At 53.6% G+C, this 15,852-nt stretch carries 9 protein-coding genes; 6 read left to right on the top strand and 3 right to left on the bottom strand.

Annotated features, from left to right (window positions below):
* Window positions 1-5: 5 nt before the first annotated feature.
* Window positions 6-1,502, bottom strand: a complete 1,497-nt coding sequence (locus RID21_RS27515) for a hypothetical protein (protein ID WP_350194561.1) — start codon at window positions 1,500-1,502, stop codon at window positions 6-8.
* A 343-nt stretch (window positions 1,503-1,845) separates the two neighbouring features.
* On the opposite strand from RID21_RS27515, the gene RID21_RS27510 reads away from it, so the two are divergent.
* Window positions 1,846-2,850 carry a CNNM domain-containing protein gene (locus RID21_RS27510; RefSeq protein ID WP_350194559.1) on the top strand — a complete coding sequence of 335 codons (1,005 nt, stop codon included), beginning with the start codon at window positions 1,846-1,848 and terminating at the stop codon, window positions 2,848-2,850.
* Between the two features lie 218 nt (window positions 2,851-3,068).
* The gene (metG, locus tag RID21_RS27505) at window positions 3,069-5,114 is read left to right on the top strand and encodes a methionine--tRNA ligase (RefSeq protein WP_350194557.1); all 2,046 of its coding nucleotides are present in this window, start codon (window positions 3,069-3,071) and stop codon (window positions 5,112-5,114) included.
* A 67-nt stretch (window positions 5,115-5,181) separates the two neighbouring features.
* Here metG and RID21_RS27500 read toward each other — a convergent pair whose 3' ends face one another.
* The gene (locus tag RID21_RS27500; RefSeq protein ID WP_350194555.1) at window positions 5,182-6,177 is read right to left on the bottom strand and encodes a hypothetical protein; all 996 of its coding nucleotides are present in this window, start codon (window positions 6,175-6,177) and stop codon (window positions 5,182-5,184) included.
* A gap of 636 nt (window positions 6,178-6,813) precedes the next feature.
* Between RID21_RS27500 and RID21_RS27495 the strand changes: the two genes are divergently transcribed.
* Together RID21_RS27495 and RID21_RS27490 are read left to right on the top strand one after the other, a co-directional pair.
* Window positions 6,814-7,335: a type II secretion system protein gene (locus RID21_RS27495; protein WP_145193235.1), complete on the top strand. Its 522-nt coding sequence runs from the start codon at window positions 6,814-6,816 to the stop codon at window positions 7,333-7,335.
* A 222-nt stretch (window positions 7,336-7,557) separates the two neighbouring features.
* On the top strand, window positions 7,558-9,072 hold the full coding sequence (locus RID21_RS27490; RefSeq protein ID WP_350194553.1) for a sulfatase-like hydrolase/transferase: 1,515 nt from the start codon (window positions 7,558-7,560) through the stop codon (window positions 9,070-9,072).
* Between the two features lie 107 nt (window positions 9,073-9,179).
* Here the strand turns inward: RID21_RS27490 and RID21_RS27485 are convergent, their stop codons facing one another.
* Window positions 9,180-11,660, bottom strand: a complete 2,481-nt coding sequence (locus RID21_RS27485; RefSeq protein WP_350194551.1) for a DUF1549 and DUF1553 domain-containing protein — start codon at window positions 11,658-11,660, stop codon at window positions 9,180-9,182.
* Between the two features lie 540 nt (window positions 11,661-12,200).
* Between RID21_RS27485 and RID21_RS27480 the strand changes: the two genes are divergently transcribed.
* Together RID21_RS27480 and RID21_RS27475 are read left to right on the top strand one after the other, a co-directional pair.
* A complete protein-coding gene (locus RID21_RS27480; RefSeq protein WP_145443269.1) occupies window positions 12,201-13,547 on the top strand; it encodes a DUF1501 domain-containing protein in 1,347 nt (448 codons plus the stop codon).
* A gap of 112 nt (window positions 13,548-13,659) precedes the next feature.
* Complete coding sequence (locus RID21_RS27475; protein ID WP_350194550.1) at window positions 13,660-15,840, top strand: COG1470 family protein; 2,181 nt, start codon at window positions 13,660-13,662, stop codon at window positions 15,838-15,840.
* The last annotated feature ends 12 nt before the right edge of the window (window positions 15,841-15,852 follow it).

The raw sequence follows: 15,852 nt of genomic DNA, 5'->3' as shown, positions 1-15,852 counted from the left end.
CATTTTCAACCTGTTCCCATGCCTCGATCGAAGGCATCCAGATCCCTTTGGAAGAGGCTCATCACTTTATGCAGCGTTTCCCGGTTGATTTTCCAGCTGGGATTATCAACCGTATAGCGATTGCAGTGATCGACGAGCAGTCGATACAGGAACTTAAACAGGTGCCGGGGAACCCGCAACTGGGCGAACTGTCCGATCAGTTCCTGTTCTGAAATGGATTCATCAAACAGGTCACGGATGGAGATATTTGCTCCATGATCCGTCGTGCAGGCCCGCACGCGGTCGCTGGCGACGTCGTACAGCGATTCTCCGGTCCAGTCCAGTGATGTGATCAGGTTCTGCTTGTCCAGTCGCGAGCGTTCGTAGAATTCTTTCTCTTCACGCTGCAGGTAGTAGACCACGTCTGAGGGGAGTAGCAGTTTGAAGGCGACTCCCGGATGTTTGAGCAGTTTGTTATCGAACATCGGCCAGAGCAGATCCCGCATGCGTTCTGCAGAGCCGTTGACCAGGTGAGGTTCGTCGACCCGGTCCACCAGGATTACGATATTTTCGAAGCCCATTTTTTTGAGGATCGTCTGAAACTTGGTGAGCAGTTCGTAGCGGTCATCGCTGCGGTCCCGGCAGGGAATCGGTTGACCGGCGAGTTCTCTGCGTTCGATGCGCGAGAGGATTTTACGCAGGGCGTTCGACAGGTGATCGAAGACCCGCACCTCGCGTGAAACCCGCCACGCTTTCCACATCAGTGTGAGCTGTTTCCAGAGCCAGGGAGTCCAGCCGGCAAACATGATCAGCCAGATCCACCACTTCTGGAAGTCCTTCCAGTTGCCGAGGTAGAAGACCAGGGCGACCGTCACGATGGTCACCAGGAAGCCGAGGCCACGTTCCCATTCGGTTTTCCAGCAACTGAATTTCAAACGTTTGCGGAGTCGGTTCCAGCGCTGGACGGCCGGCATATCCAGACTGTGATCATAAAAGGCGGCCAGCAGCAGCAGGTCCCGTTTTTCCAGATGGGTCAGGCTGTTGACCTGGGCCTTGGTCACCGAGCGGATGTTATTCTCTTCCGTATTGTCGGGCTCGATCATTTCGCCGATCAACTGGGTCACCCCCAGTGAGAGGATGGCATCCATGTGGTCCCAGAGTCGCCAGTGGGAGAGCAGTCGTTCGGGGCGGCGATTGCGGCCCGAGTACCGTTCGCGAAAGCAGTCCAGAAACGGATTGAAGTCATCGTACTCAATGACGAAGACGCGGTTTTCCGGATGCTGGGCATTGTGTTTCTGCAGCTGTTCGATCATCTGCATCCGGATGGCGGTTTTTCCTGCTCCCTTTTCGCCGAACACAACCGAAGTCGAAGGGTTGGCGGGATTGGAAAATATTTTATCCCAGACCGGGTGGTGAGTGCCGTTCAGACAGAATTCCTTGAAAACGTGATCGCTCTGGGCGTCTTCCTGACCGAAGGGATTTTCCTTGATCCCGTGGTGATCTAAAAATTGCTGAACTTTCATCGGATCTTACTTATCTGAAGTGAACGTGCTTAAATTCCTGATTCCAAGCGACTTAGGTAACACCGCCCCGTTGGGAACATCGAGAAAGCATGCTGTCCGGCCCGCCACTGTGCTACTCTGTCAAAATGAGCAGACTGGGCAATCGTGTTGTTACTAAAACATAGGTCATAGATTAGGAAAATGTAAGTCATCGGCGTGGGTCCGCCGGAAAATAGTGGTTGATTTTCAGTGAGGAATTCATGGCACCTCTTGCAAGATGAGACGTGTTTCAAGAGAATTCGGTTTTATGATGTCTCCAGGGGGAGTACGTCGTTTCTGTTTTGAGTTAAGGTTGATACCTAAGTTGAACTGGCTTCCTATTCTCGGCGCGTTGGCATTGTTTGCGATCGGCCTCCGCCTGTCAGCCCTGTTCAGTGGATCCGAGACCGGCTTCTACCGCGTCAGTTTCCTGCGTCTGAATATCGATGCCAACGAAGGTGATCCGATTGCCCAGCGGCTCTGCTGGTTCGCTCAGAACCCCAGCTACTTTGTCGCGACGACACTCATTGGCAATAACCTGGCGAATGACCTCGTGACGATTGCGATCTCGATGGGCATTGCTGCGGTCTTTCAGGAGTCCAGCGGCAGGGCGGAGATTGTGACGACGATTCTCTTTACGCCGCTCATCTTCATTTTCGGAGAGCTGGTGCCTAAGAACTTGTATTACCGGGCCCCGACCATGCTGCTCAGACGCTACTGCCGCTGGTTCGAATTCTTTTATCGTGCATTCTGGCTCGTGAGTGTTCCCCTGGTGGCGATCACCCGGCTGCTGGAACAGTTCTCACCGGATCGTAACAAACCCGCTCAGCTGGTGCTGGGACGAAAGCGGCTGGTGAAGGTGCTGGAAGAGGGGCACCTCGAGGGGATCTTAGGTAATGCACAGAAGCAGCTGGTGCGGGGTATGTTCAATACCGCGGCCCAGTCGGTGCGGAAGGTCATGATTCCCCAGGCAGAGATAAAGGGAGTCACCCGGAGCACCGATACCGCAGACATTATTCAGATGGCACAGCAGAACCAGATTTCCTTCATTCCGATTCGCGCCGCGCATCAGAGCGAGTGGACCTCTTATATCAAGCTGGTGGATCTGATCACATCGCCCTCGCCGATTATTCCCGCCGTCTATAATATGCCTCGACTTCAGATCGATTACAGCATGCTTGAGGCACTGTATGTGATGCGAAATTCCTCCTCCGCTTTTGGTGCAATCTATAAAGATAATGTGCAGATCGGGATCGTCAGCCAGCTGGACCTGGTGCGGGTCCTCTGTTCTTCGAATGGTCCCCTGCTGATGACCGGTTCGACGTTCTAAACCGTGTGTAGCAGGCTCAAAATGAGTGGATTGCGGGATTGTGCCCGGCGCCGTACAATCGACGCCCTCTGAGAGAACAGGCCCTCTGCCGGTACAGAATTCCACGTTTTCGGGTGATGCGCTGCTGTTTCAGCTGAACCCCGGGAGGGATCAGGTGTCTGTTCTGATTACAGTAAGTGAATTTTGTCTGATTTCCATTAACCTCAGTCGGGAATATTATGCCACAACGTAGCATCCTGGTCACCGCGGCCCTGCCTTACGCCAATGGTGACATTCATATTGGCCACCTCGTGGAATACATCCAGACCGATATCTGGGTGCGGTTTCAGAAGCTGCGCGGCCACGAATGTCGATTCTTCTGCGCCGATGATACGCATGGCACCGCAATTATGATTCGCGCCCGCCAGGAAGGTCGCTCGGAAGAAGCATTGATTGCAGATGTCCGCGAGAAACATATTGCCGACTTCACTGGTTTCAATATTGAGTTCGATAATTACGGCAGCACGAACAGCGAACAGAACCGCAAGGTCTGTCATCAGATCTGGTCGTCATTGCGCGAAGCGGGACTGGTTCACGAAAAGGAAGTCACGCAGCTGTTCGACGTGCAGGAGAATACATTCCTGGCTGACCGCTTTGTGAAGGGAACCTGTCCCAAGTGTAAGGCGACCGACCAGTACGGCGATAACTGTGACAAGTGCGGCAGCACCTACACACCCGCCGATCTGATCGATCCGGTCAGCACGCTGTCGAACACGACACCGGAACTGCGGACCGCCAGCCATCTGTTCGTCCGCATTGAGGACCTGCACGGCTTCCTTGATGAATGGACACAGTCAGGCGATCATCTCCAGTCTGAGGTGGCCAATTATCTCAAAGGTCATTTCCTGGGTGACCCCCTGCGGGACTGGGATATCTCCCGCCCTGCCCCTTATTTCGGTTTTGAAATTCCGGACAGCCCGGGCAACTACTGGTACGTCTGGTTCGACGCGCCCATCGGTTACATCGCCTCCACACTCGAATGGTGTGAGAACAATAACGAAGACTTCGACAAGTGGTGGAAAAATCCGGAAACCGAAGTGCACCACTTCATCGGCAAAGATATCACCTACTTCCATACACTCTTCTGGCCGGCCATGCTCAAGACATCGGGTTTCAATCTGCCCGAGAAAGTTCACATTCATGGGTTCCTGACGGTGGATGGCGAGAAAATGTCCAAATCCAAGGGGACCTTCGTCAAAGCCGCCACGTATCTGAACCACCTCGATCCTGCCTGCCTGCGTTACTATTACGCATCGAAGCTGGGGGCGAGACTGGATGATCTCGATCTGAACCTCGACGAATTCGTACAGAAAGTGAATTCGGATCTGGTCGGGAAGGTCGTCAACCTGGCGAGCCGGAGTGCGAAGTTCGTCGCCCAGACGGGGCTCTCCTCTGCTTACCCGGATGACGGCGGGCTGTTCGAATATGGTGCCAGTCGCAGCGAAGCCATCGCGACAGCCTATGAGAACTGCGATTACAACGGTGCGATGAGAGAGATCCTCGCGCTGGCAGACCGGGCGAACAAATACGTTGAAGATCAGAAGCCATGGGAACTGCGGAAAGACGAAGATCGTCAGCAGGAACTGCAGGACATCTGCACAATTGCCCTGAACCTGTTCCGGCAGATTGTGGTGTATCTGACTCCCGTACTGCCCCGCTTGTCCGGTCAGACGGGCGAATTACTGAATGATCCCATTACCAGCTGGGACCAGGCTCAGACGCCGCTGACAGGGACCTCTGTCAGTAAGTTCCAGCATATGTTTAAACGAATTGAAGAAAAACAGGTAGACGCTATGACTGAAGAAGCAAAAGAAGATGCGGCAGCCGCCGAGAGTGAAGCTGCGGCTTCGCAGTGGAACGACAGTGGGGAAGCCCTGGAAGCGGAACCAATGTCGGAAGAGTGTACGATCGATGATTTCGTGAAAGTCGACCTGCGTGTGGCTCGCATCGTGGAAGCCAACTCGGTTCCCGAAGCGAACAAGCTGCTGCAGCTGACACTCAGCCTGGGTGGCGATGAACGCCGGAATGTATTTGCCGGTATCAAAGCAGCCTACGAGCCGGAAGATCTGATCGGTCGGCTGGTGATCTGCTGTGCGAATCTGAAGCCGCGTAAAATGCGGTTCGGAACCAGTGAGGGAATGGTGCTGGCCTCAGGGCCTGGTGGAAAGGACGTCTTCCTGCTGTCTCCCGATGAAGGCGCCGTACCCGGACAGCGCGTGCACTGATATTTAAAAAACGGACGAAGTCGATTCAGGCCAGCCGGATGTTCTCCGGGTGGCCTGTTTTTTTGACTCAGTCCGTCGATGGTTTCAGTGCGGGATGTCCCAAAAGCCCGTAGCGTTTCCCTGTCTGGGAAACGGTCCAGAAAAAGGCTTTGATGGCTCCTTCTCTGACAACGGGGGTGATGTGCCCGCTGTAGACGATGTTGGGCGGTTGTTCTTCGGGGAGCAGATACCGCTGTTCTTTGTCGAATTCGTGAAAGGGACCTTCCGCGTTATGGGACGTCAGATGTGCGACTTGCACACCTCCCTGGTAGAAGTGTTCGATCACAAACAGGTGGTATTCGCCGTTGAGCAGTGCGGCGCCCGTGAGTTCCTGGGCACGGACCCCTTCCGGCTTGATGGAGATTTTGACCGGTTTCGACCAGGAATCTTCCTTGAGCGGATGCGATGACTGCGAGTGGAGGATGTGATATCCCTGCGAACTGGCTGTTCGAAAGTAGAGATGCAGATGATTGTCGGAGGCATCGCTGATCAGGGCGGCGTCGTCATCTTCGCCCGCCAGGTCCGCGATGGGGCGTGTCGTTTTCTGCCAGGGAAGCTGCTCGGGGTCCGGATGCGAACAGGCCAGGCCGATACTGCGCTCAGTAAAATGACTGGTGCGACGGGCACTGTAGGGGCAGTAGATGAGTCCATTGTGAAAAGTCGCGGAGGCAGGACTGGCGACACCAAAGCGATCAAAGCGGCCGGCTTTCGTTCCTTTAGGGATTGCAACGCCGTGATAGGTCCAGTTCTGAAGATTCGGGCTGGAGAATAAGTGAATCTCCGTATTATAGGTATTCGGATGGTGCTGGCTGGTGAGCGGGACGACGTCGGCCAGTAGATAATACTTCTTCTTAGCGGGATGCCAGACGATGGTGTGCTCGCGGAGACTGGCTTCGCCGACTTTCGATTCTTTATCTAACGCGACCTGATACGTCTGGGAACGATCGCAGCAGACCAGAGAATCCGCTCGGAGTGTGGCGGGACAGAGCAGGAGCAGGACCAGAAAACTCCATCGACCAGTCATTGCAAACCCGCCTTCCGCCTGAAGTAGTTTTGTGAGAGAGGACACTACTTTCATTTTCTCGCAGTCGAGGAGGGAATTCAAGCTGAGATTGCCCGCCGGGAGGGAAAGGCAGTTGTTTAGTCGTTTCGTGCTTGCGTTACAATCAGTCAGAGAAACTGTAAAAAAGCTCTCGGATGGACCTCTGCTTGCTACGAATCAGATCTGGAAAAATCCTTAAAACCGGTCCGGCTTGCCAGGCAGGACAGCTTTGCTCTGGAACAAGTAGTGGTGAATCATCCACTGATTCTGGCGATTTTTAGTTGATTTCGTGGGAGAACTCATTCGCAAATCTCTGTAATCGTTGTATTCGATACAGGGAGGCCGGTATACGCAGAGATTCTCCTGAAATTAAATTGACTCCTTTGGGAAGCAACATAGATTTTGGTGGCCAGTCAGTCGGCGCCCCTTCTGAACAGGGCCATGTAAGTAAGAATCGGTTATGAAGTTTCACATTGCTCAGGTGATACGGAACTGGTTCTGAATGCATCCGGGAATTCATTTGTTTCCTGAGTTAAGCTGGTTACCCGGATACAAACCAATTTGTAACTAACATCAGGCGATGTGACAGGCACATTCGTTTAATCTCGGAGAAGGGCAATGATTAAAACTACACGAAAACAACCAAGACGAGCAGGTTTTACCCTCGTCGAAGTGCTGATTGTGGTCGTGATCCTCGGGATCCTGGCTGCGACAGTGCTGCCACAATTTACTTCATCTAACGATGACGCTCGCGAGTCGGTTCTGGTTCAGGACCTGCAGACTCTGCGAAGTCAGATTCAGTTGTACAAATTCCAGCACGATGGAAAATTCCCGGCGGACAGTTCGACTGATCCGGATGATTTCCGTGATTCGCTGCTGCTGTCCAGCGACAAAGATGGCACAACGGGTGCCGTCGGTACCAAACCACTGGGACCTTACCTCATCGGCAGTCTGCCTCCGAACCCCTTCACCGGTGGTCGGGGTGTCATGATCGTAACCGATGTTGCAGGGACCACTCCTGATGAAACCGCGAAAGACGGTACTGAAACGGTCGGCTGGATCTACAATCCTGCTACCGGTCAGATCAAAGGGAACAACTCTGGTACAGCCGCTAATGGCACCAGCCTGGATGCACTGTAATCCGCCGCTGATTACAGCACACGATACATTCTTTAGGCAAGAGTGAACCGAAGATGCCCCTGGTATGAACCTTCATGCCAGGGGCTCTTTTCGTTGAATGACACGAATGGAGTTGCTTTTCGAATCGGGATGTTTTTAAGTAGTACTGAAGCACATGCCCACGAATTTCCCTGTGCTGTCTTGAATGGAAGACGGTGCATCGATCCGGAAAGGTTACTCCCCATGTCGTTCCTGAAGCTCTCGTTCACGTTCCTGCTGGCACTGTTCCTGACTCCCCTGCTGCTCTCTGCCCAGGAGGCGCCTTCCTCTGCAGTACCCGGACGGCCGAATATCATGGTCGTGCTCTGCGATGATCTGGGGTATGGTGACCTGGCCTGTTACGGTCATCCGGTGATTCAAAGTCCCCACCTCGACCGGTTCGCCAGAGAGGGATTGAAGCTGACGAGCTGCTACGCTGCCCATCCCAACTGTTCTCCCTCCCGTACGGGACTGATGACGGGCCGGACCCCGTTTCGCGTGGGCGTGTATAACTGGATTCCCATGTATTCTCCCATGCATGTTCGCAAGCAGGAGATTACCATCGCGACCCTGCTACGTCAGTCAGGTTATGCCACCTGTCATGTCGGCAAATGGCATTTGAACGGGATGTTCAACCTGGTGGGGCAGCCCCAACCCTCCGATCATGGTTTCGATCACTGGTTCGCGACACAGAACAACGCCCTGCCCACGCATGAGAATCCGTTTAACTTCGTACGAAACGCGAAGCCCGTCGGGAGACTGGAAGGTTATGCATCGCAGCTGGTCGCTGACGAAGCGGAGGACTGGCTGGTCAATCTCAGGGATAAGGAAAAACCGTTCTTCATGTTCGTCTGTTTTCACGAACCACACGAACCGATTGCGAGTGCAGAACGCTTCCGCAAATTGTATACCGCACCGGAAGGCTCGACGCTGCCCGCCCATCATGGGAACGTTACGCAGATGGACGATGCCTTTGGTCGTATCCTGAAAACACTCGAGGATCAGAAACTCCGCGAGAACACACTGATCATTTTCACCAGCGACAACGGTCCAGCGATCACTGGTCGTCATCCGCATGGATCCGCAGGACCTTTGCGGGATAAGAAAGGTTATACCTACGAAGGGGGGATTCGCGTGCCGGGGATCATTCAGTGGCCCGGTCATGTGAAAGCCGGAACCACCAGCGATGTGCCGATCTGTGGTGTCGATATCCTGCCGACCCTGTGTGAGGTTGCGAAGATCCCCGCTCCTACCGATCGTGTGCTGGACGGCACGAGTATCCTGCCTTTGTTTGAGGGGCAATCTTTGCAGCGCAAGCGTCCTTTGTACTGGCAGTTCAACCGGTCGCGTAACGAACCGAAAGTGGCTATTCGCGATGGTGAATGGAAACTACTGGCGCGACTCGATGTGCCGACACCTAAGCCTTCGGGCAGTATCACCGCAGAGGAGATTAAAGACCTGAAGCGGGCACAGCTGACCGGGTTTGAGTTGTATCATATCGCCAGCGATATCGGAGAAACGACCGATCGTTCTGAAAGCGAACGCGAGATTTTCGAAAAGATGAAGCGGCAGATGCAGGAGATTTACGCCGAGGTCCAGGCAGAAGCACCGATCTGGCCGGCGTGGGAACGGGTAGGATATGAGGGCAAAATCATCCGGGAGTATTACCAGCAGCAGGCTGAGAAAGAGAAGCAGCAAAAGAAACAGGGACAGGAATAACTGGCTGGTTACGAAGAATAACTATTTAGATCTCAATAGAAAAAACAGCCCGTCTCAAATGAGTGAGACGGGCTGTTTTGTTTTGAGTTTAACACGGTTCACCGGGATCAATGGTTGAACAGGAACTCGCGGCTGTTACTGATGGCCCAGAGTACGTCCTGGTAGCCTTCCCGTTTGTTGGGGGCCGCTTTGACGATCTGATCGCAGTTGGCCAGCTCTTCTTTGGTGGGGTAACGGCTGAAGGCGACCAGATACATTTCGGTAAACACATCATGGTCCGGGGCCTTGGCTTTCAACAGCTGCTCAATACGGCCAGACTTCGCGGACAGCTTGGTGTTAATCAACTGACCGTTGGCCACCTGCAGCACCTGGGCCAGGTTGGGCTGGCTGGTGCGCTCACACTCACAGGTGATGACGCGCTTGGGACGTCCCAGCGTGTCCAGGAAGTATGAGTTGTAATTCGGGTCGGGCAGTTCGATGGCCCGGGTTCCCTGGGGAACGCCGCGGAAGCGTTCCTGCGAACCGGTGATGTCATCCAGGGCATCCAGCAGGACTTCGGCTGAAAGTCGCTTCACGTTGTAGTGCGTGTAGAACCGTGTCTTGGCCACGTTTTCGGGGAGCGGACTTGAAGAGAGCTGGTAAGCGCGGGAGTTCATGATGACCCGCATCAGTTCTTTCAGGTCGTAGCCCGAATTAACAAAGTGATCGGCCAGTGCGTTGAGCAGTTCCGGGTTGGAAGCCGGATTGGTTTCCCGCATGTCGTCGATCGGTTCCACGAAGCCGGTTCCCATGTAGTAGGACCAGAAGCGGTTGACGATATTTTTTGAGAACAGGCGGTTTTCCGGGGACGTGATCCAGCTGGCCAGTGGACGACGGAAATCGCGGACCGTTTTGGTATCGATCGGCTCACCCATCAACGGAGTTGGATCCATGGTTTTACGGGTTCGCGGATGGCGAATCGAACCGCTGTTCTTGACTTTGATGATCGTGTCCTGTCCCAGGGCACCGAATTCCACGCTCCCTTTGTTACCGACGCGGGTGAAGAAGGCGGCCAGACTGTAGTAATCTTTCTGGCTGTAAACTTCGAAGGGGTGGTGGTGACACTTGGCACACTGCAGACGGACTCCCAGGAAGATCTGCGAAGTGGCTTCGGCAAGATCTTCGGGATTAGTTGCGATTTTGAAATAGTTGGCCGGGCCATTCTGATAGATGGATCCCTGGGCGGTAATGATCTCGTTTACGAATTTGTCAACCGGTTTGTTTTCCCGCAGCGACTGACGGACCCAGTTGGAGAAGGCCCACATGCCGCCATCGCCGATCTTGTTGCGGTTGATACGCAGCAGGTCGCCCCATTTCATGCCCCAGTAGGCACTCCATGCTTCGACGTACACATCCCGTTCGGGATCGCCGGTCAGACCCAGCAGTTCGTCAATCAGATAGCTGCGTTTGTTGGGATCTTTGGATTCCAGAAACGCTTTGACCTTTTCGGGGCTGGGGAGAGTTCCAATGGTATCCAGGAAGGCGCGGCGAATGAAAACTTCATCCGAACAGAGGGGCGAGGGCTCGAGCCCCAGTTCTTCGTAACGTTGTTTAATCTGTTCGTCGATAAAGTTATTGGGTTTGAATTCAGCCAGGTTGACCTTTTCCTTGTAAGGAGAGATCACGGTCGAAATTTTTGCCTGGCCCATGAAGCGGACCATGACCGCGGTCTGACCCGGTCCCTGGATTTCAATTTTACCCCGTGGTGTGACGGTGGCGATGTTTTCAATCAGACTGTCGTATTGTGCCAGAGCGGTTACGTCCTGTTTGGAACCGTCACTGTATTCAGCGACGACGCGGAGCTGCTGAATGTCCCCCTGCTTGTAGCGACGGGACATCGGCGTCAGTTCCATGCCGACTACTGTCGGTTCCTTATCGTCGATTTCGGTGACAGCCTCGGCGATCCACTCTTTCAGAATCCGGTATTCGTAGGAGTCTTTGGCGAAGCGGCGTCCCCCACCATGGGCCATACCCATCGAGGCTTTCTGCAGAATCAGACTCTGTTCGGGCTGCAAAATCGAAACGCGACGCTGACGGTCGTCGCGGGCAATTGCAGGGTAATCCTGTTCCGGTGCATAACCGAAGAGCGATAATTTAAAGCCCCCCTTACCGAACTGAGACGCATGACAGCCACCCAGGCTGCAGCCCCCCTTGTTGAGGACCGGTACAACATCTTTCACGAAGCTGACGTTCTTGCCGTTCTTCCGCGAATTAACGACGACTTCGATGACGCGCTGCTCTTTGCCCTGTGTGACCTGGATCTGACCTTTTCCTGTCTGGAGCGGCCGGACAAGTCCTTCCGCATTCACTTCCAGTACTTCAGGGGTCAGACTTTTATAGCTGGCTTCATGAGTCAGATCGCCGACGATTTTTTTGTCTTCCAGCACCGAAACCTGGATCTGGAAATAATCCAGCAGACCGGAGAGTTCGATCTGTTCCGGGGAAACCTGCAGAGCCGTTTCAGCGGCGCGGGATGTATTCAGGGCGCAGATTCCCAACAGAAACGTGGTAACCATGAGTGTGCGGTGAAACATCATTTTATTCTTCACGTGAGTCTTCCAGTTCATCATGAGATCAACTCGCTTTTGCTTGCAGTCATCCATTAGAAAATTGGTCAAACTAACTAACAGGAATCGAAGGCATCAGCAGTCGTCAGTGCGGAGCACAGGCGGGTCTGGCAGGTTGAGTGTGGTGTCAGGTGGGAATATCGTGGCTTAACATAAGAAGCCATTTATACTTAAATATACTAAAAAATAGAGAAATTGCAAAAAAAACCTCTGAATTTTAGTACGATTTCCAAGTTGGCGGGAGCAACGTGGCGTGACTTAGTGTTCAGTATGGAACGGGGCAATCCCTGTTGCTTCTTCTATTTTATCGCTATAATTTAAGCCAATCAAGGAGTGAAATTTCGCAAAGGGAATTTCCGACTTATAAAAATCAGACCGCGAAACCGATTTTATATTTGCCTACCTTACATAAACGGTTACAATTATATTAGTTAACTTGCCAAATTGTTAACGCTAACAACCAATTTTCCCTCCTAATCTTATCCCCTGATCTTCAGGGTCCTGCCACAAAAGGAGTTTCTGATGCTGAAGCTTTTCCCCGAGAAGGTTTCTAACTGTGAAACCGGAAGCCGTCGTCAATTTCTGCTGGAAGTTGGTGCGCTGAGTGCTTTTGGTATCTCACTGGATTCCGTGCTGCGTGGTCAGGCTCATGCTTCCCAGGGTGAGTCTGGTGCACTGGCAGATCCTTCGAACGACACTAACTGTATTCTGATCTGGACGCGTGGCGGTACGAGTCACCACGATACGTTCGATCCCAAACCAAACGCCTCCGCCGACGTGCGTGGCGATTTTTCTGCCATCAGCACCGCACTGCCCGGCATTCAATTCACTGAGAAAGTGCCTCTGTTCGCGAAGCATGCGAAAGAGTTTTCGATCATGCGGAACCTGAACCCACAGAACGGGGCACACTCAACCGCTGATGCCTTCATGCTGTCAGGGCATAAGTTCAACCCTTCCGTGACCTATCCCTGCTACGGGGCGGTCATTGCGAAAACTAAGGGTTTCAAAACCAACATTCCGCCACATATTCAGCTGGGTAACAACGTCGACCGGCGTTTCAACGGCGGCCTGGGTGGCTACCTGGGAATTCAGTACAACCCGTTTGAAATCCCCGGCGATCCGAACGCGAAGAACTTCACCGTACGGGATATTTCTCCTCCGTCCGGGATCTCCATTGATCGGATGAAGCGTCGTCAGCAGGCTCTGTCTGCCATCGACACGCTGCAGCGTCAGGCAGATCAGAACCAGAATACGTTCGAAGCTTCTGATGCTCACTATCAGAATGCTTTCAGCATGATCACCTCGGCTGATACGCAGAAAGCGTTTGACCTCAGCCAGGAATCGGACAAAACCCGCGACGAGTACGGGCGTCACAACCTGGGACAGAGCTGTCTGCTGGCCCGTCGCCTGATCGAAGCCGGTTCCCGTTTTGTGACGGTCAGCAGCGGTGGCTGGGACACGCACACCAACAACTTCAAAGGTCTGGAACGGCTGCTGCCCCCCTTCGACCAGGGCGTCACCTCACTGGTGCTCGACCTGAAACAGCGGGGCATGCTGGATAACACACTCGTTGTCTGGCTGACCGACTTCGGTCGGACTCCGGTGATTAACTCCGCCGCCGGTCGTGACCACTGGTCAACGGCTTCAACCATGATGATGATTGGTGCCGGCACTCCCGCCGGTCAGGTGGTTGGTGCCACCGACGACACCGGTTCGCGTCCGGTCGGAAACGAATATTATCCGGCAGATGTTGCCGCGACGATTTACTCAAAACTGGGTGTGAAACTCGATCATTACTTTGTCTCTCCCGAGGATGGGCGTCCGCTGATTGTCTGCGAAGGACAACCCATTCCGGAACTGATGGGGTAATCTCGAGTACTCCTTCCTCACAGATTGAACAGAGATCGCCCCTGTGGATATCGAGTCCAAAGGGGCATCCCTGTTTTCAGGCTCTCCATTGCGTTTATTCAGGATCAAGGTCATGCGCTGTTTCGTTTTTTCTTTAATGACTTTCAGTCTGTTCGTCTCTGCCCTGCCCCGGTTGCAGGCCGCTGATGCAAAGAAAGACGCTCCCTCCAAAATCGGTTTCCGTCAGCTGGTCGCATTCAAACCAGCCGCGGTTCAGCAGGGAGATAAACGAAAGATTCAGCTCCATTCCAGCTATACCCTGGATGACACACATTCGGTCTTTTTCGACAAGCCCGGCATCAAGATGATCTTTGCCGAGCCTAAACCGAAGGACGCGCCACGCCGCGGCCGGGGTTCCGTAGGAACGCCTTTCGCATTTGATGTTGAGGTTCCCCAGGATCAGCCCGCACGGGTTTATGAGTGCCGCGTCGCCACCGATCAGGCGGTCTCCAGCGTGACGCATCTGCTGGTCACTCCCTTCCCAGTCATCGAAGAAGAGGAAAAGAAAGACAACAATTCCTTCGACACGGCCCAGGAAGTAACGGTCCCCTCGACGGTCTGTGGCCTCGTGGAAAAATCAGAGGATCTGGACTGCTACAAGTTCAAGGGGAAAAAAGGCCAGGAGATCACTATCCAGGTCTATGCCCAGCGGGTCACTGAAGCGATTCACACGATGCAGACCTCGAACGTTTACCTGATGGACTCAATCCTGACCCTGTATGGACCGCAGAAACAGATCGTTGCGCAGAACGACAACTATTACAAATCCGACTCACTGATCACTTACAAGCTGCCCGCAGATGGCGAGTACGTGTTCGAGATTCGCGATGCCCGCTACGTGGGGACTCCCAAATACGCTTACTGCATTGAAGTCAGTGACACCCCGTTCGTGAACTTCACTTACCCGCTGGCTGTGCAGAAAGGGAAATCGGAAGACGTCGAGCTGCACGGCTTTGCCCTCAAGGGAAATACGAAAGCGTCATTCTCCGGTGCTGATGCACAAGAGACCGGCTGGGCGCAACGGACTTTTACCACCCCTGCCGGGAAAACGAATGCTGTCTGGACCCTGCTCAGCGAGAATCCTCAGGTAGCTGCTCCGAATACCAACACCTCGCTGGAAACCGCATTTCCGCTCACTCTGCCGATGGGCGTCAGTGGCCGGTTGACTGAAGAAGGACAAACGCACTTTTATTCTTTCAAAGCGAAGAAGGATCAGTACTACTCCTTCGATCTGATGGCCAATCGCATTGACCTGCCTTTGGACTGTGTGATGGAAGTGGTCGACAGTAAATCGAAGCCACAGCGGATCTATGTCAACGGAGGCGCGAATTCCGAAGCCGACGACGGGCTTTCGACGAAAGACGCCAAGTTCTACTTCAAAGCACCCGCAGATGGTGAATACTATGTGACAGTTCGCGACCTGCATGACCGGGGTGGCGAACGGTTTGCCTATCACCTCTCGGCGGAACTGAGTGGCCCCGAATTTGAAGTGCATGGCGAATATTATTATGCCCAGATCGCACCCGGGACCAACATGATGTGGTTTGCCCGCGTGAAGCGGCTGAATGGTTTTGACGGACCGATTGAGATGAATATCGAGGGTCTGCCGGAAGGGGTCACTTTCGAACCAGTCACCCTGCCCTCGGTCGTGAATGACTGCGGTCTGATTCTCAAGGCATCCAAAGATGCGCCGATCAATGCCGCGCTGGTGAAGATTTCCGGTAAAGCCAAAGTGCCCGGTCCGGATGGTAAAGAGATCGAAATCGTCCGCGAAGGACGCATCACCGCAGAAATTCAGTCACGTGGTGGCGGACAGGCCCGCTGGCCGATCAACACCTCAATCGTGGGTGTGACCAAGCCTCTCGACCTGCTGGAAGTCACTGCAACGCCGACTGAAATCACACTCAAACCGGGTGAATCAGCCGAGATCAAAGTCAAAATCAAACGCAGTGATGCGTATAAAGATCCCGTGACGCTGGCGACAGCCTTCGAGTATTTCAATTCCAAGTTTGGTCAGCAACTGCCGCCCGGAGTGAGCCTCTCCAAGAAGAGTAAGACCCGTCTGGCAGGCAAGACGCTGGAAGGAACGCTGATTATTGAAGCGTCCGACAAAGCAAAACCAATCAAACGCTTTCCGTTTGCAGCAATGGCCCGCGTGGGGATTACCTTCTCCATCACGACCAACTATGCATCCAACGTGATTTATCTGACGATCACGGATCCGGAAGGAAAAGACAAGCTGGCCAAGAAATAGGGATCGACTTCG

This window comes from Gimesia sp. (genome assembly GCF_040219335.1).
Classification (GTDB): Bacteria; Planctomycetota; Planctomycetia; order Planctomycetales; family Planctomycetaceae; genus Gimesia.
This window is presented reverse-complemented; position numbering and strand designations above follow the sequence as displayed.

What these genes read in the sequence shown, in the direction of transcription:
- RID21_RS27515 (WP_350194561.1), bottom strand. Translation starts at nt 1,502, where the DNA reads ATGAAAGTTCAGCAATTTTTAGATCACCACGGGATCAAGGAAAATCCC.
- metG (WP_350194557.1), top strand. Translation starts at nt 3,069, where the DNA reads ATGCCACAACGTAGCATCCTGGTCACCGCGGCCCTGCCTTACGCCAAT.
- RID21_RS27500 (WP_350194555.1), bottom strand. Translation starts at nt 6,177, where the DNA reads ATGACTGGTCGATGGAGTTTTCTGGTCCTGCTCCTGCTCTGTCCCGCC.
- RID21_RS27495 (WP_145193235.1), top strand. Translation starts at nt 6,814, where the DNA reads ATGATTAAAACTACACGAAAACAACCAAGACGAGCAGGTTTTACCCTC.
- RID21_RS27490 (WP_350194553.1), top strand. Translation starts at nt 7,558, where the DNA reads ATGTCGTTCCTGAAGCTCTCGTTCACGTTCCTGCTGGCACTGTTCCTG.
- RID21_RS27480 (WP_145443269.1), top strand. Translation starts at nt 12,201, where the DNA reads ATGCTGAAGCTTTTCCCCGAGAAGGTTTCTAACTGTGAAACCGGAAGC.
- RID21_RS27475 (WP_350194550.1), top strand. Translation starts at nt 13,660, where the DNA reads ATGCGCTGTTTCGTTTTTTCTTTAATGACTTTCAGTCTGTTCGTCTCT.